The sequence below is a fragment of the Erysipelothrix sp. P66 genome (assembly GCF_038682365.1).
Lineage (GTDB): Bacteria > Bacillota_I > Bacilli_A > Erysipelotrichales > Erysipelotrichaceae > Erysipelothrix > Erysipelothrix piscisicarius.
On record NZ_CP152290.1, the window covers coordinates 115,917 to 141,251 of the forward strand.

The window sequence follows — 25,335 nt, forward strand, 5'->3', positions numbered from 1 at the left end:
TATTGGAGATGCGAATGCAAAAAAAATGAGAACGTTAGTTCTCATTCAAAATAATCTTGGGCAATAACGCCGGTAACTTCAGGAATTTCATCCATGAGTAAGGCTTCAACACCGCCTTTTAAAGTATAATCGATTAATCCACAGCCGATACAAGCACCGAGGAGTTTAACGGTAACAACACCGTGCTCATCAACACTGACAAACTCCATGTCACCGCCATCACGTTGGATGTAGGGACGTATTTTATCGAGAGATTCAATAATGCGTTCTTCTAGGGTCATGATGGTATCCTCATAAAGTAGAGTAGTGAAGCAGTAATAAAGCCTAGTAAAAAGCCACCAACGACCTCAACCCATTTATGGCCGAGGACTTCTTTTATTTTTTGTCTATAAATTGGATTCTCTAATGTTGTTTGTGTTAAGACTTCAATATCCTGAATTAATTGTTTGGTAATTTTAATGTTTTGTCCGGCGTAATAGCGTACATTCGCAGCATCATAAATCACTGTTAATGAAAAGACAAGTGAAATAAAGAAATATTGCGAAGAAAATCCAGATTGGTATCCAAGTGCAAGTGTTAAGCCAATAACAAGAGCGGTATGGGAACTTGGAAAGCCACCACTTTCAAAAATCATACTTAAGTTCTTTTCGCCTGTTTTTAAATAGTGGAAAAATGGTTTTAGAACTTGAGCTAAAATATTTGCAACAAGTGCAGAAACAATGGGGTAAAAATTATCGCTCATGTGGTCACCTCTTCGGAAGTTATTATATCATACATTAGATACTGTGTTATAATAACAATGTTATTGAGGTAGAGATTTATGAAAAGAATGTATATGAACGGACAGATTGTTGAGGGGACCATTACAGGAATTCAGCCTTATGGAGCCTTTGTCTCAATCGATGAAAATACAACTGGATTAATTCACATATCTGAAATTTCAGATGATTTTGTGCGTGATATTCGCCAATTTGTGAGCCAAGGTGAACGTATCATTGCGAAAATAATTGATGTGAGTGAAGGACCACATCAATTACGACTCTCGTTGAAAGCATTGAATTACTCTTCACGTAAAGATCGTCAGTCAAAAGATCACAAGAGACCTTTAGTCCCAAGTGATTCCATTGGCTTTGAAACGCTTGCGGATATGATGCCTCAGTGGTTATCGGAAAAGGAGAATCCAATGATTAGAGTAGATTTAAAACATGCTTTATTAGAAGAAGATGTATTAAGTTATCAAGACGATGTGAGTCGTATTCATGAAATGATTCATTCACGAAGCGGTAAAGGTAATGATTACCTGGGTTGGCTTGATTGGGCAGAACGCTATGATGTTGAAGAGTTTGCACGTATTAAAGAATGTGCAAAACGCATTCAAGATCAAGCTGACGTTTTACTTGTTTGTGGAATTGGCGGTTCTTATTTGGGAAGTCGTGCGGCGATTGAAATGATTCAAGGGCCTTTCCCAAAAAATGATTTAGAGATTATTTATGTTGGGAATACATTCTCATCAACTTCTGTAGTTCGTATTTTAGACTATATTAAAGATAAAGAAGTTGCATGTAATGTAATTTCCAAATCCGGTACTACAACCGAAACAGCATTAGCATTTAGAATGATTCGTCAATTTATGGAAGAGAAATATGGCGCAGATGCTTCTAAACGTATCTATGCAACAACGGACAAAGAACGAGGACTTTTAAAACCCCAAGCAGATGCCAAGGGATATGAATCGTTTGTAATCCCAGATGATATTGGGGGTCGTTTCTCAGTTATTACACCTGTGGGATTATTACCAATGGCAGCAGCTGGCTTAGATATTGATAAGTTTATGGCTGGTGTTAAGAAAGCAACATTTGAGTTAAATAATCCTGATTTATCTGCCAACCCTGCATATGTATACGCTGTTGTACGTCGTATGCTTGAGAAGCAAGGGAAATCAGTGGAAATGTTTGTTAGTTATGAATCACACCTTGTGTTTCTTGCGGAGTGGTGGAAACAACTTTTTGGAGAATCAGAAGGAAAAGACGGAAAAGGCTTGTTACCTGCAAGTGTAAACTTCTCAACCGACCTTCATTCAATGGGGCAATTTGTTCAAGACGGGAATAAAGTTTTATTCGAGACTGTTGTTCTTGTGGATAAACCTATTGCTGATATGGTCGTTCCGACTGAAGAAGATGACTTAGACCAAATGAATTATTTGGCTGGTAAGAGTTTGCACTGGATTAATGAGAAAGCATTCGAAGGAACTTTAGAGGCACATGAAGTAACAGGTGGTGTGCCCAATGTTCTTATTCATCTTGATGAAGCCAATGAAGAGAACTTAGGTTATGCGATGTACTTCTTTTTTAAAGCACTTGCAATGTCGGTGTATATGTTGGATGTGAATCCATTTGACCAACCCGGTGTTGAAGTTTATAAGAAAAACATGTTTAAGCTTTTAGGTAAATAATAAAAAACCACCAATCTGGTGGTTTTTTATTATTAATTTATGATTCCATTCGAATTGAAGTTGAAGGGAATTTTTTAATTAAGGACAGGCACAATTGCCTTAATTAAACCTTTTGTTGAAAAAGGAAGTTGTGTTTAATCGATAACTTAGATGAGATTAAACGATTTGAGTATTAGAATCAATCATCCTACCAAAGATGATATCATACTGAATTAAATCAAAATCTAATTCACAAGAATATTATATAGTAGGATTTATTATGTGAATCAACAAAAACATGAATTCAGACACAATCAGCCTCTATTTGTATCGTGTTAAACACGAACAGAACAAATATGTGAAATTAATAATAAACTTCCACAAATTCAATCTAAAACACGTTATCAATTTTGTTGTTCTTTTAACTCAGTTTTCTTAGCACGTGAAAAGTCAATGTGACAATATCCACCAGGATTCATTTCTAGATAATCTTGATGCTCTTCTTCAGCCCTTGTGAAGTTTAAAAGTGGAAGCACTTCAACTGCAAGTGGTTTTGAATATTGTTCTTGATATGCAATTAATAGGGATTCAAGATGTTCGTGATCACTCTCGTGTTCAAAATAGATTCCAGTACGGTATTGTGTCCCGATATCATTACCTTGTTTGTTGAGGCTGGTAGGATCGATAATTCGAAAAAGGTGATCGACGATTGCATCAAGAGAGATGACTGCATGATTGTATTGAATCATTACAGCTTCTACGGCCCCTGTGTTACCTGAACAAACATCACGATATGAAATGTCTTCTTGATTACTGTTTGCATAACCCACAGCAGTATTCTCAATTCCTTTTAACCGCTTATAATATTCTTGAACTCCCCAGAAACAGCCACCGGCTACAAATATTGTTCGTAATTCTCGTGTATATGGATTTCTCATTGTAGTACCTCCTATGGTTAAAAGATACCATAACTCAAGTGTATTTCTAAAGCAAAAGGCACTTTGAAGTGCCTTAAACCCAGTGGTCTATGCTGGGATAGAATACGATCATGGAGTCGATTGTATTCTATGAGCGTGTGCTCTATTTAATAATATAGTGTATAATCGTTATAATATGATGAAGGAATTGTTAATTTTACGTTAAAACGTGATTTATGATACAATGCTTAAATGGAGGAATTACTATGAGTGAATTAATAAATTTTAGAGATTTTGGTGGTTACCCGACAAAAGATGGCCGAAAAATTAAGACGGGTATTTTCTATCGTTCTGGTTCATATCGTGATTTGACAGAAGCGGATCGTGCTTACGTTAAAACATTAAACATTCAAAATTTACATGATTTTAGAGAACCAACAGAGTTGGATAAGGATGAACGTAAAGAAGGACTTGCAAAGAATGTTCATGATATTTCCGCATCATTACATCTTGGAGGGTTTGAAGAAGATCCAAGTGTTCCGTATACTGTTTTATCTTCCGAAAGTATGATTGAGTTTTACGAAAAATTACCTTTTTCAAATCCTGCATATCAAAATGTTTTTAAAGTGTTACAGGAAGACAATGCTGTTCCTTACTTACATAATTGTACTGCTGGAAAAGATCGCACCGGTGTCGCAACTGCATTAATCCAATTAGCGCTCGGTATGCATGAAGATGCAATTATTTATGATTACATGCTTTCTATGGAAGCTTATGACGCGATCTTTGAAAACGAAGTGCGTCGTCTTAAAGAAGGACGTACTGTGGAAACATTACTATATAAAGTTCCAGGACTCATTATTAAGCCGGGCTATTTAAAGAGTGCACTTTCAGCTATCCTTGAAAAATATGGATCATACGAATCCTATTTCGAAGAAGAGTATGGATTGGATGCTGATAAACTTGCAGCTTTGCGCGATCGTTACACTGAGCGATAACATAATCTAACATAGTTTTAGAGTATCAATAACACAATTATTTTGTATACTCTAGGTGTAAGAAGAAATCTTACCTGTATGAACCTCTTCTCCAAAATATTCATATCCCCTTATGAATAACAACAATAATAATATTCATACAGAATTCTTTCCCCTTAATATAAAAGAAGCACCTTAGTTCGCTAAGGTGCTTTCTTTATATAAAGATATCGTTTACCCGTTCAGTTTTTTCTGAGAATTCATCACGGTATTTTTCGGCGATAATGGCCTCACCTTTTTGGAGTGATGCTTGAACATCAATAATTCGTTGGTTTGTAGAACCTCTGAACAGCGCAGCGAGGTTTTTCTTTTTTATTAAAAAGCGTCCGTCAATGAGAATGTCTAATTGTGAAAGAAATTTTTGTACAAAAGGATCTCGATGACGTAAGAGTGCTTCAAAGGTGTAACCGCTGTATGACCATAAGTTGTAGCCTTCTTCTTTTAGTCTTTTCGCAATGAAATAAAGTTGTTCAGCCTGGACAAAGGGTTCACCACCAGAAAAGGTCACTCGTTTTAAATCAGCTCGAAGAATTTGTTGAATCACTTCGTCAACTTCAATAAGCTCACCACCATCGAAAGGAATGGACCTTTGATTATGGCATCCAGGACAGTTGTGAGGACAGCCCTGTGTAAAAACTACAGAGCGTATCCCTTCACCGTCCACAATGGAGTCTGAAATAAATGAAGCCAATCTAATTTTCATAGCGATGTTTAACTCGGTCGTGTTCTTCAGAACGTTTTGCATCATTAAAGCGATCTAGAGTCCCAACAAGATACCCGGTAATCCGACGGATGCGTTCAAATCCATAATCACCGTCGTTTTCAAGTCGTCCACAACTTGGACATTCTTCGTTAATGATTCCTGTATAACCGCAGATTGGATCGCGATCAACGGGATGGTTGATTGCACCATATCCAATTTCGTTGTCATGCATCATACGCACGACTTCTTCAAATGCTTCAAGATTTTGGGTCGTGTCCCCATCAAGCTCTACATAAGTGATATGACCACCATTTGTGAGTGCGTGGTAAGGTGCTTCAATTGCCAATTTATCTTTGATAGAAATATCATAATAAACAGGAACATGGAATGAATTGGTATAGTATGTACGGTCAGTAACTTCTGGAATTGATCCGAAAATTGAACGATCAATACCAACAAATCGACCTGATAAACCTTCGGCTGGAGTTGCAATGAGTGAGAAGTTAAGTTGTTCTTCTTCAGTGTATTTATCGGCTAAATCACGCATAAATCCAACGATTTCAAGTCCAATACGTTGGGACTCAGGACTTTCACCATGATGTGCACCCGTTAACGCTTTTAGACATTCTGCAAGACCGATAAATCCAAATGCAAGTGAACCGTGTTTTAATACTTTACGTAGGTTGTCTTTAGGCTTAAGATCTTTTGAATTTTTCCAAACCCCTTGACCCAATAAAAATTTAAAATTCGATACGGATTTACTGCATTGGATTTCGAAACGCTCAAGCAATTGATCTTTCACAAGTTCCATAAGGTGTTCAAGTTCTTTATAGAAACCATCAAAGTCCGGTTCGTCATGATTCAGAATTCCATGCTTGATTCCAAGTCTCACAAGATTAATAGATGTGAAGCTTAGGTTACCACGACCGGTTACTTCTTCGTGTTCTGGATCTGTAACATCTCCCATTACACGTGTACGACAGCCCATATACGTGATTTCAGTTTCATAACGACCATCTTTGTAATATTGTTTATTAAATGGTGAGTCAATAAATGAGAAATTTGGGAAAAGACGTTTTGCGGATGTTTTAATTGCAAGTTTAAACAAATCATAGTTTGGATCTTCAGGATAGTAGTTGACACCTTCCTTAATTTTAAAGATGGAGATTGGGAAAATAGGTGTTTCCCCCTTACCGAGTCCCTTATCAAGTGCTTTAAGGTAGTTTTCCATAACCATTCTACCTTCAGGTGTTATGTCCGTTCCAAAGTTTATTGAACTAAATGGAACTTGAGCACCTGCACGAGAATGCATGGTGTTTAAGTTGTGGATAAATGCTTCCATTGCTTGGAATGTAATACGATCAGTAGTTCTTAGAGCCTTATCATAAGCCTTATCCACCAAGTTCATTAAGACATCATTCTTTTTCATGAGGGGTTCAAACGCTTGGATGTCAACGGTGATTGATGGCAGCTGGTCAATATGCTTAATAACTTTCGAAAAATCAACTTCGTCGAGGTGTTCTGTTATTTCTAAAAAATCATAAAGCTTTTGTTTGAATTGTTTTTTAAAGGTCGCAAGCACACCAGGAGCCATATAATAATCAAATGCAGGAATACTTTGTCCTCCATGTTGGTCATTTTGGTTTGATTGAATTGCGATTGCGGCCAATGCGGCATACGAAATGATATCCTTTGGTTTGCGTAAGTGTCCGTGTCCTGTTGAAAAGCCATCCTCAAAGAGTTGTTCTAGATTAATTTGGTTACAGGTTGTTGTTCCCATGGGTAAGAAATCCATATCATGAATATGAATTTGTCCAGCATCATGGGCTTCATAGTAATCCTCACTCATTTGATAAGCTTTTGCGAATTCTTTAGAAACGGTTGAGCCAAACTGCAACATCATCCCCATTGGACTGTTTCCATCAACATTAGCATTCTCACGCTTGGAATCTTCATCGACGGCCTCTTTTTGGTTTAATTTTTCAATTGCCTTCAAAAATTTATGCTGTTTAGAGATGAAAATTTTTCGTGATTCATTTCGACGATTACGGTATTGGGAAAATGATTCGTAAACATCAGTATAATTTTGACGGAGTAGTTCACGTTCAATTAAGTCTTGAATATGTTCAATGGAAATATAGTCTTCATGCACTGCGATTTCTTCGATTTGTTTTAAAACCTCCATGTAGACGTGGTTTGCATCATCGTTTGAATATTTATTTGATTCGAGTGAATCAAAACCTTTTTTGATTGCAATTGCAATTTTCTCGCCATTAAATTTCATTTTTTGATTATCACGCTTTAGTATCGTGATTTTATCTAGGTGTTCTAATCCTTCCATTTTTACCTCCTACAGTATTTTGATCACGGACTTTTATCCATGATTATCTTGTATATCTATCATACATTTAGATAGAAATCTTGCCAAGATGTAATGGGGTCGCAATCGATTAGTACACTACTTCACAAGTAAAAGCGTATAATATTTAATGATAATCGTTATTAATTCAAGAAACATTCATGTTTTTTCTTGTTTTTTTAGGTTATAATGCCTTATACAGTGTATAAATGAAAATCGTGAAAATATATGATGATTATCATTGTGTGATATAATCAAATTAGAAAGATAGGGGTGACGAAGTGATAATTGTAAGACTAGATCGGGTCATGGCAGATCGTAAAATGACTCTAAAAGAGTTGTCGGAACGTACAGGGCTTTCTGAAGTGAACCTTTCGAAATTAAAAAATTCTCGTGTCAAAGCGATTCGGTTTTCAACCTTGAACGCCATCTGCACAGAATTGAAGTGTCAACCACGCGATATCTTGGAGTTTGTTTATGATATCTAGTGGTGAATGGGTGAGGGGTTATCGATTCGTGATACTTATTTAAAACCAAGAGGGGGATCTCTTGGTTTTTATTATATATAAGGATAGTTTAATAATATGGATAATATTATTTATGTAGCGGTTAGAATGATTGACATATATGTTGGAATAGAATAAGGTGTTTTTGGTATATATAAGAATAAATTGTATTTTGAATGAATATTTGTTAAAATTAATCTAGAAAAGATAGAAAAGGTTGGATATTATGGCAAAAGTATTATTACTAATCATATCTGCGGTTATAATTGTTTTATCTCTATTACAAAGTGGAAAATCAGAAGGATTTACAGGCGCTTTCTCAGGCGGAAAAGGATTGGACTTATTCTCGAACACAAAAGAACGTGGTGCTGAGAAGGTTATCTCTAATCTAACAATGGGTGCAGGAATTATATTCTTTGCTCTTGTTTTGTTTATCCTAAAAACACAAGTATAGGAGAAACCGCTTAAAGCGGTTTTTATTTTTATGAGTAAATATAAAAATTATGAAGCAGTAAAGACTCAGTTGGAGTCATTAAAAGAACAAGTGTTGTTAAGTACGTTTATAGAGAGCGTAGTTGAAAACAAAAAATTAAATGTTGATGAAATTAATGAGGTACTTGAAGAAATGTCTTTGGGTAAAGAGATTGTCATCGATGGTGAAAATCTTTACTATATTGATAATGTGAAGTATGGTATTGGTTCTTTTCGTGTTGTCCGAGAAACATTTGCGTTTGCGGAAACACTAAGTGATTCATTTTATATCGGGAAAGATGATTTTAATGGAGCGCTCGATATGGATGATGTACTCTTCGAAATTAAAAGCAATGAAAAACGATTTGGGGTTGTGATTAAATCATTAAAACGAAACCGTGATGTAATTTTAGGTACGATGAAAAAAGATGGAAAAAAATTATTCTTTATTCCTTATGATAACAAAATTACATTTAAAGTTGAGTATGATCCATTGAATCATGATTTGAAGGAAAATGATCGTTGTATTGGTCGTATCACTTCAGTTGGTGAGCGCATTCATGTAGCGATTATTTCTGTGTTAGGTCAAGCGGATGAACCAGGAATGGATGTTCTAAGTGTTCTTTTTGTTTATGGCATTGATAATGAATTTAAACAAGAAGTTTTAGATGAAGTGAAGAATGTTCCGACTGAAATTGATCAAAATGAAACGAAACATCGTATGGACCATCGTGATCAATATGTTATTACGATTGATGGTGAAGATGCGAAAGATTTGGATGATGCGATCTATATGGAGGCATTAAACGGTGGATACCGTCTCTATGTCCATATTGCGGATGTTGGCCATTATGTTCAACCTGAAACTGCTTTAGATAGAAGTGCCTATGAACGTAGTTCCTCAGTCTATATGGTTGATCGTGTGGTCCCAATGTTGCCGAAAGAACTTTCTAACGGTATTTGTTCGCTTCATCCTAACGTCGATCGATTGACGATGACATGTCAGATGGATATCAGTTATGCAGGGGAAATTATTGACTATAACATTTATGAGTCTGTTATTTGTTCCAAACGTCGTATGAGCTATAAAGAGGTAAATACATCACCCGATCTTGGTGAAGTTCAAGATATGGTAAGTATGATGCTCGATTGTGCACGACGTCTTCAATACAAGCGTAATCAAGCAGGTCAAATTGGTTTTGATAGCGCCGAAAGTCAGTTTGTTATTGATCACGAAGGAAATGTATTGGATATTTTCTTAAGAGAACGTGGTGAAGCAGAAGAGATGATTGAATCCTTTATGGTTATTGCGAATGAGGTTGTGGCACAACACTGCCGTTATCAATCGATTCCAGTATTATACCGTGTCCATGAAGCACCTGACCGTGAAAAGATGCAAGAGTTAAGTCATACACTTCGTATTCTCGGTTATCGCCTTAAAGGGAATTTAGAAGAGATAAGACCTAAAGAAATTCAAAAAGCATTGAAGTATTTTGAAGGGAAACCAGAATATCCTGTTGTATCACGTCTTATTTTGCGCTCGATGACCAAAGCGAAGTACAGTCAAGAACCGCTTGGCCATTTTGGTCTCGCCCTAGAAGACTATACTCACTTTACATCTCCAATACGACGTTACGCTGATTTATTACTACACCAACGAATCAAACAATATGCTGTTAAACATGATTTTTCTAAATTAGAAAAAGATGAGCAGTTTACGATTGAAGCTGGTTTGCATGTGTCGAAGAAAGAACGCTCGATTTTAGATGCAGAACGTCAAGTTGAGAAGATTAAAAAAGCTCAATTTATGTCTGATAAAATTGGCGAAGAGTATGTTGGTTTCATTAGCGGGATTAGTAATTTTGGAATTTTTGTGGAGCTCCCCAATACAGTCGAAGGACTCATCCATGTTAGAAATTTAAATGATGATTTTTATACCTTTGATGGCCCTTCACAAAAAATGATTGGTGAGCGAACTGGAAGAACATACTCAATTGGTCAAAAACTTAAAGTAAAACTTGTTTCGGTTGATGAGCTTGAACATGTTGTTAATTTTGAGATCATCGGTCAAAAGAAAATAAGTCGTCGTAAACCAAACTCAAACAAGGACAGTTTCAAGCGCAATAAACATCCGAATGAAAAAAAATATAAAGAAAAGCGAAAGGGGCGAAGAATTAATGACCGTCGTCGCAAAAAATCGTAAAGCATTTCATGAATATTATATTGAAGATCGCTATGAGGCGGGTATTGTTCTAACAGGTACAGAAATTAAATCTGTACGACAAGGTAAGGTTCAATTAAAAGATGCCTTTATCTCGATTGTTAACGGTGAAGCCTATATTAAGGGAATGCATATCGCTCAGTTTGAACAAGGAAATCGATTTAATCATGATGAGACCCGCGAGCGTAAGTTATTGTTGCATCGACATGAAATTGAAAAACTTGTTAAAGCTCAACAACTTCAAGGGTACACAATTGTTCCGTTAGATCTCCATTTATCACGAGGTCGTGCTAAACTTGAAATTGCGACAGCAAAAGGGAAGCATCTCTTTGACAAACGCCAAGTTGAAAAAGAACGAAGTATTAAACGAGACATTGAGAAAGCGATGAAACGATAAGAAGCATTTATGCTTCTTTTTTTAAGGGGAGGAATGATTGGTTACAAATTTAGAAATGCATGAATGCTCTAGAGGATTTATTGACTTATTTCTGATTAAGTTGTACTATCAAGATAACACATGGAGGTGTTGAATATGAAACTTTGGATGATAATCTTAGCGATTGTAGTTGTAATTGCTTTGTTTGCGATTTCAGCTTACAACGGATTAGTTAAACTTCGAAATATGGTTGAGGAAGCTTTCTCAACAATGGATGTATATTTGAAAAAACGTTATGACTTAATTCCAAACCTCGTTGAAACGGTTAAGGGATATGCAGGTCATGAAAAAGATACACTTGAAAATGTCATTGCAGCACGAAATAAAGCGGTAAATGCTCAAGGTATGGAAGAACAGTTAGCTGCTGAAGGCGATTTAAGTAAAACAATGGGACGTCTATTTGCGCTTACAGAAAGCTACCCTGATCTTAAAGCAAATACAAACTTTATGGATTTGCAAGGTCAACTTAAAACGATCGAAACAGAAATTGCACAATCCCGTAAGTACTATAATGGTGTTACACGTCAATATAATATAAAACGTGAAACATTCCCTACAAATATTTTTGCGAATATGTTCGGATTTGCACGTAAACCTCTTTATGAAGTTGATAATGAGACAGAACGTCAAAACGTTAAAGTTCAGTTCTAATTGAGGGAGGTTACTCCCTTTTTTTATAAGGAGGATTCTTTTATGAAGCGTATAAAACAGTTAATATTTGCAATGGTACTCGCTCTAACATTATTCATCACTCCTTTATCAGCAAATGAAACAAGGAGTAAAGTCGCGAGCTTACCGAGTCCTAATTCTTCTGATATTCAGAATCATTATAAAGATTATGGTTTTCCAGTTGTCGGAGAATCGTTTGATATCGCTTTAGATGTCAAAGAAGATGGTCGTATAAACGTTAATATTGTATTGGATGCATATTTTCATGAACCAAGACAAGGGATTTTTGTTACAATAGCGGACCGCTATAACGATTATGATTTTGGTAATGGTCCTAAAGATTATGTATTTCCGACCTCTGATATTCGTGTGAAAAATCGTGATGTGGAGATAGATCATAATAGTGATGGTGCAGTGTTAAAAATTGGGACACCCGGAAAATTTTTACAAGGTTCTCAACGCTATGAATTTTCGTATGTGATTAACACAAGAGACTTAGAATTAGAACAAGGTGATTTGTTATATCAAAACTTAATTACACAGTACTGGGATTTTCCAATGATGAAAACTTCATTTAAAATCCAAATGCCAAAGTCTTTTGATGCAACACCCAAGTTTTATGCAACAGCGCATAATCTACCAGTGGAATACAAAGTAGATGGAACAACAATCACAGGATCCTTTAATCAACCCCTTTATCAAGAGGCGTTGAGTGTGTGGTTGGATTTACCTCATAACTATTTCGTTTTTCCAATTTTCGATAAGACCCCAATTACTGTTGGGATAGCGGGCGTGTTAGCGCTAATCATGGCTATACTTTTCTTCAAGTACGGTCGTGAATATCCAATTGTGGATACGGTTGAATTTAGTGCGCCTTACGGACTTTCGAGTGCTGAAACTGGATACGTTTATCGCGGTTATTCGAAGGCCAATGATATTGTCTCGTTAATCATTTACTGGGCATCTAAGGGCTATCTAACAATTGAAGAATTGGATGAAAAAGGAAAGAATATAAAATTAACAAAAATTGCTGAGTTATCGGATGTCCGAAATCGTGAAGAATTGCGTGTATTTAATGCACTCTTTAAAAATCGAGAAGAAGTGACAACGAAAGAGCTCAATACAAAATTTGGGAACGTAATTAGTAATGCTACGGCATCCTTGTCACTGAGATTCAGACAGAATAAAGAAGAACGTATTTTTTCGAAATCTTCAACTGTTTTAAAAACAATCGGTATGTTTGTGGCACCCATTGGTATTGCAATCGTTTTAGCATCAGTAGGTTATGCACGTATGGGTATTGAGGATGATGCGTATATCTTTGGGATAATGGGATATAGTTTGTTTATGGTGCTCGGAATTTTTGGTTATTACGCTACGTCATTTGATGGTGTTGCGGGAACTCGAAAACCTAAGAGTATGTCCCTATTGTTTTTTATCATAAGCGCAATTGCGACCGTCGCATTGACCATCGCAACCGGATGGGGTTTTAAAAATCCACTTCCAATGATCTTGGCGTATGTTTTTTTCTTAATAAGTGTTGTAAGTGTTGCGAATATGGGCCGAAGAACAAAAATCGGTTCAGAATGGTATGGACAGATTCTAGGGCTCAAGCGCTTTATTGAGGTTGCGGAGCAAAGTCGTCTTGAAGCATTGGCTGAAGAAACTCCTGAAATCTTCTATGATATCCTTCCATATGCTTATGTTCTGGGTGTAACGGATGTTTGGTCTAAGAAATTTGAATCCATTGCAATCCAACAACCGGACTGGTATATTTCATCTCAACCGAATTTCTCTACATACTATATGTGGCATTCTTTGAGTCGATCGATGAATACATTACAGGCTTCTATGGTTTCAATACCTGCACCAACTGCCTCTTCAGGTGGTGGCGGGTCATTTGGCTCTGGCGGCGGTGGCGGATTCTCCGGAGGAGGATTTGGCGGTACCGGTGGTGGAAGCTGGTAAAAGCATCTCGTAAGAGATGCTTTTTCTTTATATTCAGGAAAATAAAATATAAGGTATAATATTAGTAATGTATATAGGGGGTTATGATGGATTTTTTTAGAGGCTATAAATTTAAAACAATTATCGCGATCATTTTTAAGTTCATTGAGGCAGTTTTTGAACTGCTCTTGCCACTTTTGATGGTCAAGTTAATTGATGTCGGAATTGTGGGCAATAATTTAAACTATATTTATAAAATAAGTGGTTTCATGCTGCTGTTTACAATTTTGGGTTATTTATCATCAATTGTCTGCCAATATTTGGCATCACAAATATCACAGCAGGTAGGAGGGCGTATTCGTCTTTCGTTGTTTGAAAAAATTAATTCATTATCACTTGGTGATACAGATTTATTTTCCAGTTCAATGCTCACAACGCGTGTTACAACGGATGTGAATCAAATTCAGGAAATGATTGCTAAGACCATTCGGCTTGCGGTTCGAGCACCCATGATTATGTTAGGAAGCCTCTATGCGCTTTACCATCTTAGCCCAATACTTGGAAAGCAGTTATTGTTTACGCTTCCTCTATTTCTTATCGTTGTGGGTTTGTTTATGCGTTTTTCGATGGTCTATCATCTTGATGCACAGTCTAAACTTGATCAAGTCGGTCAAAAAGTTAAAGAATATCTTAGTGGTGTAAGAATTGTTCGTGCTTTTTCTCAGACTGAGAGAGAAATTAATAATTTTTCACGTCGTAATAAGTCTTTAGAACAGAAACAACTAAAAGTTGGTTTTGTGTCTACCCTATCAAGCCCGCTCACCTCGTTTATGATGAATCTCGTTCTTGTGGTATTAGTTTATTCTGGAGCACTCCAAATCAATGAAGGATTCATGACACAAGGCCAAATGGTTGCCGTTATTAACTATTGTACTCAACTTGTTATGACCCTCATCGTTTTTATGAACCTCGTGATGATTTTTGCTAGAGGGTATACCTCTAAGAAGCGCGTTGATGAGATTTTACACTTAAAGTCCAGTATGGATATATCAGGGAAAGAAGGTCTATATGCTGGTCCCTTGGACATCGAATTTCAAAATGTATCGTTTGCATATCCGAATACCAATAGAATTGTACTCAAAGATATCAATCTAAAAATCAGACCCAAAGAAACATTAGGTATTATTGGTCTCACCGGGAGTGGTAAAAGCAGTCTAGTAAAACTCTTGCCACGTTTATATGACGTGAGTGAGGGAAGCATTCAAATTAATAATCAAGATATTAAGGTTTATTCTATAGATTCATTACGAGAACATATTGGTTATGTTTCTCAAAGTGCTTCATTTCTAAGTTTGACAATGGAGGAGAACATAGAAATGGAACAGAAGCGAGATGTCGTGAGTGCACTTCATCATGCTGAAGGGAAAGAATTAATTGATAAAGGTTTAGATTTTCAAATTCAGGAAGGTGCAACGAATTTATCCGGTGGCCAACGTCAACGTCTAAGTATCGCAAGAGCCCTTGCGAAAAATCCAGGACTCCTAATTTTTGATGATTCATTCAGTGCGTTGGACTACCTCACAGATAAGCGTTTGCGTGAAAATTTAGAACGTTATTATGGGGAAAGTACCAAAATCATCATTAGTCAGCGGACGAGTTCGGTTATGAACGCTGAAAATATTATTGTGATCGATAACGGCGTCATCATCGCACAAGGAAACCATCAAACGCTTCTAGAGAGTTGTGATTTATACAGACGCATCAACGCATTGCAAGAGGAGGAAAATGATGAGAAACAATAAAAAACTTCTTTTGTTATGTGTCCTAGCGAGCATCATTTCGAGCTTCGCCTTGGTTATAACTCCATATTTCCTAGGAAAAGCCATAGATGGCATGGTGGGATATCAAAATGTCGATCTCCAATTTGCCACAAAAATGTTAAGTTACACCGCGGTGGCGTATTTTATGCACTTTATTTTGAGCTGGGCGACAAACCGTATGGCGAATCGTTTTTCAGTTCGATTCGTATCAAATTTGCGAAGTGATCTCATGAAGAAAATTACGCACTTACCAATTTCATTTATTGATCAACATGCGCATGGAGATCTTCAAAATTTATTTGTTATGGATAGTGAACTGATTATTGATGGAATGTATCTTTTGTTGACACAGTTTTTAGGTGGTGTCTTCGTAGTCTTGGTTGCAGCTTATTACATGATTCGTATTAACTTAGTAATGAGTCTGGTGGTATTTGTGATGGTGCCAATCGTTTATTTTACCTCGAAATTAATTTCTCGAAAATCGTTTGGCTACTTCCAAAAACAACAAGAGCTTTCCGGGAAACTTAGCGGTAAAACCTCTGAATTTGTCGACAATTATCATCTTGTGCTTACAAGTAATTACAAGAACCAAGCCATTCAAGAATTTTCAAATATTAACAATGAACTAAACAAGGTTGGTGAAAAAGCACAATTCATGTCTGCATTAACCAACCCGACAACTCGATTAATGAACAACTTATCCTATGTTTTATTAGGATTAACGGGCGCTTTCGGCGTATTAAATAACACCCTTACAGTAGGGTTGATGACAAGCTTTTTGAGTTATTCGATGATGTTCTCAAAACCGTTTAATGAATTCAGCGCAATTATTTCGCAAATTATTGCAGCGAAAGCAAGTTATCAGCGGCAACAAAAGGTTTTTAACGAAACAAACGAAGTAGATTGTCTTCAAGAAACAAAATTAGAAGGAAAGACAGTTGCATTTGATGATGTTAATTTTTCATATGATGGAAAACATACCATTATAGAAAATCTTAATTTACAAATAAATCCTTTAAGTAAAGTTGCGATTGTCGGTCCTACCGGTGCGGGGAAATCGACACTGCTAAATTTATTGATGCGATACTATGATGCAGATTCCGGCTCAATACTCATTGATGGATTAGAAGTAAATGATGTGTCTCGATCAAGTATTCGTCAGACGATGTCAATTGTCTTACAAGATCCGTGGCTGTTTGAGGGTACAATCCGTGAGAATATTTCTTATGGCAATGAAAAAGCGACGGAGGAAGAAATTATTCGTGCGGCAAAACAAGCGGGATGTCATGATTATATTATGTCACTTGATGGTGGATACGATGCCCCTATAAAACTGGGGTCACAAAATATATCTTTAGGTCAAAAGCAACTTATTACAATTGCGCGTGCTCTTTTAATGGATGTTCCAATCATTATACTCGATGAGGCAACAAGCAGCGTTGATGTTGTAACGGAACGACATATTCAAAATGTCTTCACCCAAATCATGAAATCTCACACAACATTTTTTGTTGCACATAGACTTTCAACGGTAACAGACTCAGATATGATTCTTGTTATGAAATCGGGAAGGCTTGTCGAACAAGGGACACACGAGGAACTGATGGAACTTAGAGGCTTTTATTATGAACTCTACACGAGTCAGTACTGATGTGAAGTTATGTGACAATCTTATGAATATATTTAATAAAAACACAAAATATGATATTCTTATAGACAGTCATGAATATTCACCGATAGCGTGATATAATTAATGAGAATAAGGAGGTTCTTATGCCATTCGCCTTAATAACATTTCAATCAATTATCAATAGTTTAAAGGCTATCGTAGACTTTTCAATTATTTGGGTTTTGGTTTATTACATTCTGAGAATTGTTAGAAACAACTCTCGAACTGTTCAAATTTTCAAAGGTATCGTATTAATCATTGCGATGCGTTTTGTTGCTCATAAACTAAGTCTCACTACATTAAAAGCGCTACTCGATCTATTGATTCAATATGGATTCTTGGTCGTAGTCATTATTTTTGTACCAGAAATTCGAGCAATGTTGGAACGACTCGGGAAAACATCTGTTTTTTCTGCGCTCCATTCTTTATCAGGTAATGAAAAGGAAAAACTTGTGGATGAACTTGTGGATGCTGCAACAGTGCTAGCGGAACGCAAAACAGGTGCACTTATCACACTAGAACAAGGGCATTCATTAGCGGATTATATTAAGACAGGAACTCCAATTAATTCATCCGTTACTTCTGAACTTTTATGTTCAATTTTTGTTACGTCGACGCCTTTACATGATGGTGCTGTAATTATTCAAGGGGATCGAATTGCATGTGCATCTGCATATTTCCCACCAACCGCTCAAGATTTACCAACGCGCTATGGTGCACGCCATCGTGCTGCAATTGGATTAAGTGAAGTTACCGATTCCGTAACAATTATTGTTTCTGAAGAGACAGGGACAATTTCAATTGCTGAGGGTGGAAAACTTCGCGAAATGGATGCAGCAAGTCTTCGAGAGTATCTCAATTTGTTAATCCAAAATAGCGAAAAAGAAGTAAGTCAAAGCTTAGGTGCTCATCGTAAACAGCGTAAGTTTAACTTATCAAAATTAAATGTTGATCCTATTAAGATTGAAAAAGTTGATAGCTCAGATTTAAACCTTAAATCAACTGAATCTGTAGAATCAAATGCTGAAAAGAGAGACTTTTCAAAATTAATGGGTATTTTCAAAAAGAAACCTAAAGATAACGATGCTAAAGATAAAACTGGAGATGACGCTAAAGCTGTAATAGGTAGCGAAACCAGTGCTCCTCAAGAAGATGAATCAAAAACGTCCGAAAATGTGGATCCCGTAACGACCGTAGATGATACGAATTCATCCGATAAACTAAACGATGAAGGAGGTGAGCCAAATGAGTCCGAAGAAAGATAAAAAGAATAAAAAATTTGATTCTGAGGATAAACTTGAGCTTGCGCAGATTATCGCAGAACGATCTGAAAAAATTACGAATCTAACGGAATCAGTCGGCGATGCATTTTTACGCGTTTTACGTTGGTTAAGTGCATGGTTTGACCGTATTCTCTTTAACCCTCGACACGCTAAACTTGTTGCGTTTGCAGTCGCATTGCTTATTTATTTTGCATTCAATGTTTCTGCTTCAACACCATCACCTGTGAACCAAGCACGTCAAATTCCAGATGTCCCAGTTGTTGTAAAATATAACTCTGAAATGTATGAAGTTGTGGACTTTGATGAAAAGGTTGATGTGATTGTGTTTGGGGATTATAGTGATATATCAATGGTAAACCCACAAAACGATCTTAAGGTTGAACTTGACTTAAGTGGACTTGCAGAAGGTACACATCAAGTAAATTACAAAACAAATATTACGTCTGCACGAATTCGAACAACGATAACACCAGCCTCTGCGAATGTTACAATTCGAATCAAAGAGGCAAAACGTATGACCTTAAGTACAGAATTTGTAAACCAAAATAAACTCGGAAGCCAATATGTCTTAGGTACTCCTGAGCTCGAAACACAAGATGTTACAATTAAAGCCTCGAAAGAAACAATGGCTCAAGTTGCCTTTGTAAAAGCATTGATTGATGTAAGTGGACAAACTGAACAGTTCACAACAGATGCAGAAATCGTTGCATACAATCAACAAGGAGAACGCTTAACAACTGTTGACGTACTACCGAAGACTGTCAAAGCGAAGGTAGATGTAACATCACCGAATAAAACAGTTCCGATTAAACCCGTCTTCCAAGGTGATATTCCGGAAGGTAAGGCAATTGCATCGCTATCGATGGATAATGAAGCGATGACAATTTACGCACAGCAATCGGTACTTGATAGTATTGAAGAAATTAAAGTTCCAATTCAAGCGAGCGGTTTAACAAAAGATACGAAACTCGTTCATAATATTAGTCTTCCTTCAGGAGTCCGTCATGGTACGGTTTCAAAAGTTAACTTTGATATCAAACTCGGTGAAGGGGAAACTAAGAAATTTGATGATATTCCAATTCTATTTGTTCATAATGTCAACCAGTTAAAAATCTCACCAGGTACTTCGGGTGATCAAAAGACTGCGACAACAACATCTCTAGAAGTATTTGGAACCAAAGAAAATATTGAGAAATTCAAACCTGAGAACGTTAAAGTATATATTGATATGCGTGACATTGAACCAGGTGATAATCAAGAAGTGAAACTTTATGTTGAGTATAACGATCCAACATCGTCACTCTACTCAGTTAAATCAACAAAAGAAACGGCAGTATTTAGTTTTAGAAAATAAGAGGTAAGTATTTATGGGTAAGTATTTTGGAACAGACGGACTTCGCGGTAAAGCGAATGATGCTCTGAGTTTAGATATTGCAATTAAAGTGGGACAATACTTGGGTTACTCGTTTAAAGGGCAGAGAATTGTAGTTGGACAAGACACAAGACTTTCGTCAGGAATGTTCGCAAGTGCAATTGCTGCAGGGGCGACATCAATGGGTGCTGATGTATATCTACTAGGTGTTTGTGCTACACCGGCACTAGCATATGCAGTAAAAAACGAAGGCTTCGCAGGAGGTGTAATGATTTCTGCGAGTCACAATCCTTACTACGATAACGGTTTAAAATGCTTTGCTTCGACGGGTATGAAAATATCGGCAGAATTAGAAGAAAAAATTGAGGCATACATCGATGGTGAAATTTCCATCGATGTTGCCCAAAGCAATGAAATTGGACGTGTAGTGGAATTTCCGGAAGGATTAGAAACATACATTCAATATCTCGAATCTTTAATTGATGTGCGATTTGATGGATTAAAAATTGTTCTTGATACCGCAAATGGATCGGCTGTATCTTCTGCGGAAAGACTGTTTAAAGATTTAGGCGCTCAGGTGACTGTGATGAATAATAATCCGGATGGGATTAATATCAACACGGAATGTGGATCAACACATCCCGAATCACTGCAAGCAAAGGTCGTAGAGTTAGGAGCAGATATGGGATTTGCTTTTGATGGTGATGCAGACCGCTGTTTAGCAGTTAACCATAAAGGTGAAATGGTTGATGGTGATGAAATCTTATTTATTCTTGGTCGATTCTTTAAATCAAGAGAGCAACTTAAAGAAAACACAATTGTATCAACTGTTATGGCAAATTTAGGGTTTTTAAAATCATGTCAAAAATCGGGTTTGAATGTAATTACTACAGACGTTGGTGATAAGCATGTTTATGCATCGATGAATGAGAATGATTTTAAACTTGGCGGAGAACAGTCGGGACATATTATTTTAAAAGACTATGCGACAACAGGTGATGGTGTACTTACAGCACTTGTTATTGCGGAAGTAGCATCAAAAGCTGGAAAAACATTAGCAGAGCTCGGTTCGGAATGTATTCGATTCCCACAACTTCTTCAAAATGTTCGTGTTAATGATAAACAAGCAGTTATGAACCATGAAGCTGTTAAAGCAGCAGAGCAACGAATTCATCATGAACTTGGTGATGAAGGTCGTTTGCTTCTAAGACCTTCAGGTACAGAGCCACTTGTCCGCGTCATGGTTGAAGCACAAACAGATGATTTGTGTGAACACTATGTCAATGATATGATTAATGTAATCAATAACATTGAGTAAGGGTGATAATATGAAATATGTGATCAGTATTGTAGAAGATGAAAAAGATTTAAATGAGCTTGTCAAAAGTTATTTAGAAAACGCTGGTTATGAAGTCCGCTCTTATTATACATATGATGAAGCAAATGCTCATGTCCAAGATGATGATGTTCATCTTTGGATTTTGGATATTATGCTTGATGATAAGAGTGGTTTTGACTTGATTGAACGGATAAAAATGCACTCACCTGCAACACCTGTAATCTTTATGTCTGCGCGAGATAAAGAGTTTGATCGAATCATTGGTTTGGAAAAGGGAAGTGATGACTACATTACAAAACCTTTTTCGCCCAAGGAATTGGTATTGCGTGTTAATAACATTATTAAACGTTCTTATAATCAAGATCTTCAAACCGAAGTTGATGGTTATGTCATTGATGAGAAACAACGTAAAGCGAGCAAAGATGGCTATGAACTTGAACTTACAACAAAAGAGTTTGATCTCCTGATGCTTTTCGTCAAAAATAGAGGTGTCGCCTTTACACGTGAACAAATTCTTGTTCATGTATGGGAAACCAATTATTTTGGGTCAGATCGAGTTGTTGATGATACCTTAAGACGCCTTCGAAAAAAAATGCCTGGTCTTAATATACAAACAATATACGGATTTGGATATCGTCTTGGATGATGAGAAATATTCGTGAGTTTATTAGAAAGCTATCGTTAACACAGCAATTAATTGCAATTGTTGTTTTTACGTTTGCTTTCTTTTTAGTATTCTTTTTTGGAGCGTTATCACTGAATATCGATAAGTTTGTGGATAAGCAAATGTATGACTTAATTCATCGAACGCAACAGAATGTTATTTATAACTATAAACGGGGCTTAGATGATGTCGATTTATATGGAGCTAATGACCCAAACATTATCCATGTTATTCGTAACAAAGATGGCAGTATCAAATCAAATGGTTTAAGTTTGATTAATGTCGATTTACTCAAACAAGTTAAAATTCAAATGGATGCAGTTGAGTTGGAACAGAGCATCAACTATCGTTTTAAGGATAGTAGCCTCTATACAATTACAAACATCCCTGATAAACAAGCTAGCATTGCGACACTAATTTCTCGAAATTACCAAAATGAGTTTAAATCGTTATTACTTAATAACGTAATTAATATGATTTTGATTATCATCGGTGTTGTATTTTTACTGTTACTTGTATGGGTAAGTTATATTATCCATCCTTTAAATCAAATTCGTGCGTACATCGAAAAAATCAAACGTAATGAGGATGCGGAATTGAATATTGAGCGTCATGATGAAATCGGAGAATTGGCAGATGTTCTCGTCGAAATGAATGAAGAGTTAAAGCGGCAAGAACGTGTAAAAGAAGAGATGATTCAAAATATATCTCACGATCTTAAAACACCGATAGCAACAATTAAATCATACAGTGAAGCGATTAAAGACGGCGTGTATCCTTACGAAACACTTGAAAAATCAGTGGATGTTATTATTCAACATGCTGACCGGTTAGAGAAAAAAGTCTATAATCTATTAATGTTGAATCGGATGGATTATATGACCCACGAACAAATTGATCAGGATAGTAATGTTGAACTGCGAGAAACAATGGAATCTGTAATCGTTTCTTCAAGTCAAATAAGACCAGAAATTGACTTAATTTTAAATGCAGAAGAACAGAATGTGTTTTTTGGAACGGAAGAACCATGGCGTGTTGTGGTAGAAAATCTTCTTGATAATGCATTACGTTACGCAGAAACCAAAATTGTGATTACATTAAAGAATGATTATTTATCCGTATACAATGATGGTTCGACCATTAATGAAAACCGAACAGAACAAATTTTTAATGCTTATGAAAAGGGAGAGGGAGGTCAATTTGGACTGGGGCTCTCTATTGTAAATAAAGTAGCGACAAATTATGGTTATGTCGTTAGTGCTTCAAACGTCGATGAAGGCGTAGTTTTTGAAATTAGAAAGGCAGGAATTTAAATGAAACAAAAAATTGATTCACGTATTGCTGTACTGATTGATGCAGAGAACGTTCCATATGCTAATATTGGCGGTGTATTAAGAGAAGTTGCACGTTATGGTACGCCAACCGTTAAAAGAATATACGGAGACTGGACGAAACAAACGGCTTCAGGTTGGAAAAGCCACTTATTGGAACATGCAATTACACCAATCCAACAATACTCCTATACAACAGGTAAAAATTCATCCGATTCCGCGATGATTATTGACGCGATGGATATTTTGTATGAAGGAAATGTTGAATCCTTTTGCATTGTCTCTTCTGATAGCGATTTTACGCGTTTAGCGGTGCGTTTAAGAGAAGCGGGCAAGTATGTTATCGGTATTGGCGAACAGAAGACACCAAGCGCTTTTATTGCTTCATGCGATAAATTCATTTATATAGAAATTATTGACTTGGTTGAAACGGAGCGTGTTGATTCTAAAACTAAACTTTCAGTTGATAAGAAAAATAAATTACATCAACTGATTGCTTCATCAGTAAATGATCTCGCAGATGATAATGGTTTTGTTTTTATGGGGGATTTAGGGAATTTAATTATGAAAAAGCAACCGGATTTTGATCCTCGGAATTATGGTTATTACCAACTAACTCCGCTCATCAAAGCACTTGGACAATTTGACATCGACGAAAGAAGGATTCCAAATAGTAATGTTAAACATGTGTACATCCGAAACAAATAGTTTATAATATAAGTGAAAAGAGGATTTGTATGCATAAGAAATTAGTTTTAGCGAGTCAATCACCAAGAAGACGTGAATTAGTAACGAAACTTGGGGTGGCTTTTAATGTTGTTTCACCAACCAGTGATGAGACCCTTGATTTATCACTTACAGTTGAGGAGCAAATTGAAAGAATATCTGAAGAGAAAGCATTAAGTGTGTTTGAAAACTATCAAGATTGTGTTGTTTTAGGATCGGATACCGTCGTTGTGTTCAATGGAGAAGTCCTAGGAAAACCCAAAAATGAAGAAGACGCAAAAAATACATTAATGAAATTATCCGGATCAAAACATGACGTCATTACAGGTGTATGTCTTGTTTCATCAGAATGCAAACGTGTGTTCTCAGTAAAAACTGAAGTTGAATTCTTTGAACTAACAGAAGCAGAAATTGATGCTTATGTTGCTACTAAAGAACCTTTAGATAAAGCTGGCAGTTACAGTATACAAGGGTTTGGTTCTGTATTTGTGAAGTCAATTATTGGAGATTTCTACTCGGTAATGGGACTTCCAATATCTCAAGTAAATCAAGAGTTAATCCACAACGAGTGGTAAAAAAACGAAGAAATTCGTTTTTTTTATGCATTTTATATCAAAAATTATAACTTTTATACCATATTTAACCTAAATTTCAATAAACTAAGGTATTGTTAGGAAGTAATAACTATTGGTAGCAAAACTATCATGCCTTTCAAATGAAGGAATAGAAGGTGCGTGGGGCATCTTTTATTTACAATAAAAATAGCGATTCATTCGTTATTTTTTTTTACGCATTTGCATATTTTGCTCAATATGTCATGATATACATAGAGAATGAAAGTAGAAGGTATTAATGTGGATTACGAAATAAAAGAATTGGATTATGAGGCGTTCATTCCCATCTACAACAATTTTATGATCAACGATTTCCCAGATGATGAATTGAGATCGTTACACAGTATTAAACGGATGTTTAAAGACGGACGTTACTCCGTTTTAGTCATGGTTGAAGATGAACGTGTACTCGCTTATGCAAACTTTATTACGGATGAAGATGAACGCGTTGCACTTTTAGATTATTATGCTGTTACCCAAGCAAGACGAGGACAAGGCATCGGTACGTTGTTCTTACAGAAAATACGGGAGACACTTGATGTGGACGGGTTACTCATTGAGAGTGAAAGACCGGATAAAGCGGAAACAGAGGATGATCGTATTATTCGAACGAAGCGTATTGATTTTTATGAACAAAATGATTCGGTCGTAACAGAGTATACATGGGAAGCTTATGGTGTTATATATAATCTTCTTTATCTACCCATTGCGAAAGATGTGGATGCGGTTGATGTTGGCTTCAAAATTAAGGAAATGTATGGTTTTACATTACCCAAGGCATTATTAGAAAAGTATACCAAGTTGTATGTAGAATAAATAA

The 25,335-nt window shown here is 36.3% G+C and carries 23 protein-coding genes and 1 pseudogene; 19 read left to right on the forward strand and 5 right to left on the reverse strand.

Annotated features, from left to right (window positions below; genetic code table 11):
- Positions 1 to 41 precede the first annotated feature (41 nt).
- Both AAG186_RS00530 and AAG186_RS00535 read right to left on the reverse strand, forming a co-directional pair.
- On the reverse strand, positions 42 to 281 hold the full coding sequence (locus AAG186_RS00530) for a NifU family protein (RefSeq protein WP_161637566.1): 240 nt from the start codon (positions 279 to 281) through the stop codon (positions 42 to 44).
- Entirely contained in the window at positions 278 to 742 is a 465-nt protein-coding gene (locus AAG186_RS00535; protein WP_125163801.1) for a divergent PAP2 family protein, read from the reverse strand. Before AAG186_RS00535 ends, AAG186_RS00530 begins: the two co-directional genes overlap by 4 nt.
- A gap of 93 nt (positions 743 to 835) precedes the next feature.
- Between AAG186_RS00535 and AAG186_RS00540 the strand changes: the two are divergent.
- A pseudogene (locus tag AAG186_RS00540) lies at positions 836 to 1,159 on the forward strand (S1 RNA-binding domain-containing protein); the annotation flags it as partial.
- A 24-nt stretch (positions 1,160 to 1,183) separates the two neighbouring features.
- Positions 1,184 to 2,452 (forward strand): glucose-6-phosphate isomerase, encoded by a 1,269-nt coding sequence (locus tag AAG186_RS00545; RefSeq protein ID WP_237558329.1) that lies wholly within the window; start codon positions 1,184 to 1,186, stop codon positions 2,450 to 2,452.
- A 383-nt stretch (positions 2,453 to 2,835) separates the two neighbouring features.
- Here AAG186_RS00545 and msrA read toward each other — a convergent pair whose 3' ends face one another.
- Complete coding sequence (gene msrA, locus AAG186_RS00550) at positions 2,836 to 3,369, reverse strand: peptide-methionine (S)-S-oxide reductase MsrA (protein WP_161637241.1); 534 nt, start codon at positions 3,367 to 3,369, stop codon at positions 2,836 to 2,838.
- 245 nt (positions 3,370 to 3,614) lie between these two features.
- Between msrA and AAG186_RS00555 the strand changes: the two genes are divergently transcribed.
- Positions 3,615 to 4,346, forward strand: a complete 732-nt coding sequence (locus tag AAG186_RS00555) for a tyrosine-protein phosphatase (protein ID WP_342621778.1) — start codon at positions 3,615 to 3,617, stop codon at positions 4,344 to 4,346.
- A gap of 196 nt (positions 4,347 to 4,542) precedes the next feature.
- Here the strand turns inward: AAG186_RS00555 and nrdG are convergent, their stop codons facing one another.
- Both nrdG and AAG186_RS00565 read right to left on the reverse strand, forming a co-directional pair.
- A complete protein-coding gene (gene nrdG / locus AAG186_RS00560; protein WP_161637239.1) occupies positions 4,543 to 5,088 on the reverse strand; it encodes an anaerobic ribonucleoside-triphosphate reductase activating protein in 546 nt (181 codons plus the stop codon).
- Positions 5,078 to 7,429, reverse strand: a complete 2,352-nt coding sequence (locus AAG186_RS00565; RefSeq protein WP_161637237.1) for an anaerobic ribonucleoside triphosphate reductase — start codon at positions 7,427 to 7,429, stop codon at positions 5,078 to 5,080. The genes nrdG and AAG186_RS00565 overlap by 11 nt, the downstream gene beginning before the upstream one ends.
- 299 nt (positions 7,430 to 7,728) lie before the next feature.
- Here AAG186_RS00565 and AAG186_RS00570 point away from each other — a divergent pair, with 299 nt between their 5' ends.
- The 16 genes from AAG186_RS00570 to AAG186_RS00645 all read left to right on the forward strand — a co-directional run bounded on the left by AAG186_RS00570 (position 7,729) and on the right by AAG186_RS00645 (position 25,331).
- Complete coding sequence (locus AAG186_RS00570; RefSeq protein WP_013852454.1) at positions 7,729 to 7,935, forward strand: helix-turn-helix transcriptional regulator; 207 nt, start codon at positions 7,729 to 7,731, stop codon at positions 7,933 to 7,935.
- A 244-nt stretch (positions 7,936 to 8,179) separates the two neighbouring features.
- Complete coding sequence (gene secG / locus AAG186_RS00575; RefSeq protein WP_125163795.1) at positions 8,180 to 8,407, forward strand: preprotein translocase subunit SecG; 228 nt, start codon at positions 8,180 to 8,182, stop codon at positions 8,405 to 8,407.
- A 30-nt stretch (positions 8,408 to 8,437) separates the two neighbouring features.
- Positions 8,438 to 10,627 carry a ribonuclease R gene (gene rnr, locus AAG186_RS00580; protein WP_342621782.1) on the forward strand — a complete coding sequence of 730 codons (2,190 nt, stop codon included), beginning with the start codon at positions 8,438 to 8,440 and terminating at the stop codon, positions 10,625 to 10,627.
- Positions 10,602 to 11,042: an SsrA-binding protein SmpB gene (gene smpB / locus AAG186_RS00585; RefSeq protein WP_237558307.1), complete on the forward strand. Its 441-nt coding sequence runs from the start codon at positions 10,602 to 10,604 to the stop codon at positions 11,040 to 11,042. Before rnr ends, smpB begins: the two co-directional genes overlap by 26 nt.
- Positions 11,043 to 11,177: 135 nt before the next feature.
- The gene (locus AAG186_RS00590; protein ID WP_161637231.1) at positions 11,178 to 11,732 is read left to right on the forward strand and encodes a LemA family protein; all 555 of its coding nucleotides are present in this window, start codon (positions 11,178 to 11,180) and stop codon (positions 11,730 to 11,732) included.
- Positions 11,733 to 11,774: 42 nt separating this feature from the next.
- Positions 11,775 to 13,718, forward strand: a complete 1,944-nt coding sequence (locus tag AAG186_RS00595; protein WP_342621786.1) for a DUF2207 domain-containing protein — start codon at positions 11,775 to 11,777, stop codon at positions 13,716 to 13,718.
- Positions 13,719 to 13,804: 86 nt separating this feature from the next.
- Positions 13,805 to 15,499, forward strand: a complete 1,695-nt coding sequence (locus AAG186_RS00600) for an ABC transporter ATP-binding protein (RefSeq protein WP_342621788.1) — start codon at positions 13,805 to 13,807, stop codon at positions 15,497 to 15,499.
- On the forward strand, positions 15,486 to 17,168 hold the full coding sequence (locus tag AAG186_RS00605; protein WP_342621790.1) for an ABC transporter ATP-binding protein: 1,683 nt from the start codon (positions 15,486 to 15,488) through the stop codon (positions 17,166 to 17,168). Before AAG186_RS00600 ends, AAG186_RS00605 begins: the two co-directional genes overlap by 14 nt.
- A gap of 122 nt (positions 17,169 to 17,290) precedes the next feature.
- Positions 17,291 to 18,451, forward strand: a complete 1,161-nt coding sequence (gene cdaA, locus AAG186_RS00610; RefSeq protein WP_125163791.1) for a diadenylate cyclase CdaA — start codon at positions 17,291 to 17,293, stop codon at positions 18,449 to 18,451.
- Positions 18,432 to 19,823: a CdaR family protein gene (locus AAG186_RS00615; RefSeq protein WP_161637224.1), complete on the forward strand. Its 1,392-nt coding sequence runs from the start codon at positions 18,432 to 18,434 to the stop codon at positions 19,821 to 19,823. Before cdaA ends, AAG186_RS00615 begins: the two co-directional genes overlap by 20 nt.
- A 13-nt stretch (positions 19,824 to 19,836) precedes the next feature.
- Positions 19,837 to 21,159 (forward strand): phosphoglucosamine mutase, encoded by a 1,323-nt coding sequence (gene glmM / locus AAG186_RS00620; RefSeq protein ID WP_342621793.1) that lies wholly within the window; start codon positions 19,837 to 19,839, stop codon positions 21,157 to 21,159.
- A 10-nt stretch (positions 21,160 to 21,169) separates the two neighbouring features.
- Positions 21,170 to 21,826: a response regulator transcription factor gene (locus tag AAG186_RS00625; protein ID WP_003775921.1), complete on the forward strand. Its 657-nt coding sequence runs from the start codon at positions 21,170 to 21,172 to the stop codon at positions 21,824 to 21,826.
- A complete protein-coding gene (locus AAG186_RS00630) occupies positions 21,823 to 23,157 on the forward strand; it encodes a HAMP domain-containing sensor histidine kinase (protein WP_200542493.1) in 1,335 nt (444 codons plus the stop codon). The genes AAG186_RS00625 and AAG186_RS00630 overlap by 4 nt, the downstream gene beginning before the upstream one ends.
- Positions 23,158 to 23,883: an NYN domain-containing protein gene (locus AAG186_RS00635; RefSeq protein WP_125163787.1), complete on the forward strand. Its 726-nt coding sequence runs from the start codon at positions 23,158 to 23,160 to the stop codon at positions 23,881 to 23,883.
- A gap of 29 nt (positions 23,884 to 23,912) precedes the next feature.
- Positions 23,913 to 24,476: a Maf family protein gene (locus AAG186_RS00640; RefSeq protein ID WP_125163786.1), complete on the forward strand. Its 564-nt coding sequence runs from the start codon at positions 23,913 to 23,915 to the stop codon at positions 24,474 to 24,476.
- Between the two features lie 279 nt (positions 24,477 to 24,755).
- A complete protein-coding gene (locus tag AAG186_RS00645; RefSeq protein ID WP_331836464.1) occupies positions 24,756 to 25,331 on the forward strand; it encodes a GNAT family N-acetyltransferase in 576 nt (191 codons plus the stop codon).
- The last annotated feature ends 4 nt before the right edge of the window (positions 25,332 to 25,335 follow it).

Bases quoted from the DNA above. Each gene is read 5' to 3' on its own strand.
- AAG186_RS00530 (WP_161637566.1), bottom strand. From the start codon at position 281: ATGACCCTAGAAGAACGCATTATTGAATCTCTCGATAAAATACGTCCC.
- AAG186_RS00535 (WP_125163801.1), bottom strand. From the start codon at position 742: ATGAGCGATAATTTTTACCCCATTGTTTCTGCACTTGTTGCAAATATT.
- AAG186_RS00545 (WP_237558329.1), top strand. From the start codon at position 1,184: ATGATTAGAGTAGATTTAAAACATGCTTTATTAGAAGAAGATGTATTA.
- msrA (WP_161637241.1), bottom strand. From the start codon at position 3,369: ATGAGAAATCCATATACACGAGAATTACGAACAATATTTGTAGCCGGT.
- AAG186_RS00555 (WP_342621778.1), top strand. From the start codon at position 3,615: ATGAGTGAATTAATAAATTTTAGAGATTTTGGTGGTTACCCGACAAAA.
- nrdG (WP_161637239.1), bottom strand. From the start codon at position 5,088: ATGAAAATTAGATTGGCTTCATTTATTTCAGACTCCATTGTGGACGGT.
- AAG186_RS00565 (WP_161637237.1), bottom strand. From the start codon at position 7,429: ATGGAAGGATTAGAACACCTAGATAAAATCACGATACTAAAGCGTGAT.
- secG (WP_125163795.1), top strand. From the start codon at position 8,180: ATGGCAAAAGTATTATTACTAATCATATCTGCGGTTATAATTGTTTTA.
- rnr (WP_342621782.1), top strand. From the start codon at position 8,438: ATGAGTAAATATAAAAATTATGAAGCAGTAAAGACTCAGTTGGAGTCA.
- smpB (WP_237558307.1), top strand. From the start codon at position 10,602: ATGACCGTCGTCGCAAAAAATCGTAAAGCATTTCATGAATATTATATT.
- AAG186_RS00590 (WP_161637231.1), top strand. From the start codon at position 11,178: ATGAAACTTTGGATGATAATCTTAGCGATTGTAGTTGTAATTGCTTTG.
- AAG186_RS00595 (WP_342621786.1), top strand. From the start codon at position 11,775: ATGAAGCGTATAAAACAGTTAATATTTGCAATGGTACTCGCTCTAACA.
- AAG186_RS00600 (WP_342621788.1), top strand. From the start codon at position 13,805: ATGGATTTTTTTAGAGGCTATAAATTTAAAACAATTATCGCGATCATT.
- AAG186_RS00605 (WP_342621790.1), top strand. From the start codon at position 15,486: ATGAGAAACAATAAAAAACTTCTTTTGTTATGTGTCCTAGCGAGCATC.
- cdaA (WP_125163791.1), top strand. From the start codon at position 17,291: ATGCCATTCGCCTTAATAACATTTCAATCAATTATCAATAGTTTAAAG.
- AAG186_RS00615 (WP_161637224.1), top strand. From the start codon at position 18,432: ATGAGTCCGAAGAAAGATAAAAAGAATAAAAAATTTGATTCTGAGGAT.
- glmM (WP_342621793.1), top strand. From the start codon at position 19,837: ATGGGTAAGTATTTTGGAACAGACGGACTTCGCGGTAAAGCGAATGAT.
- AAG186_RS00625 (WP_003775921.1), top strand. From the start codon at position 21,170: ATGAAATATGTGATCAGTATTGTAGAAGATGAAAAAGATTTAAATGAG.
- AAG186_RS00630 (WP_200542493.1), top strand. From the start codon at position 21,823: ATGATGAGAAATATTCGTGAGTTTATTAGAAAGCTATCGTTAACACAG.
- AAG186_RS00635 (WP_125163787.1), top strand. From the start codon at position 23,158: ATGAAACAAAAAATTGATTCACGTATTGCTGTACTGATTGATGCAGAG.
- AAG186_RS00640 (WP_125163786.1), top strand. From the start codon at position 23,913: ATGCATAAGAAATTAGTTTTAGCGAGTCAATCACCAAGAAGACGTGAA.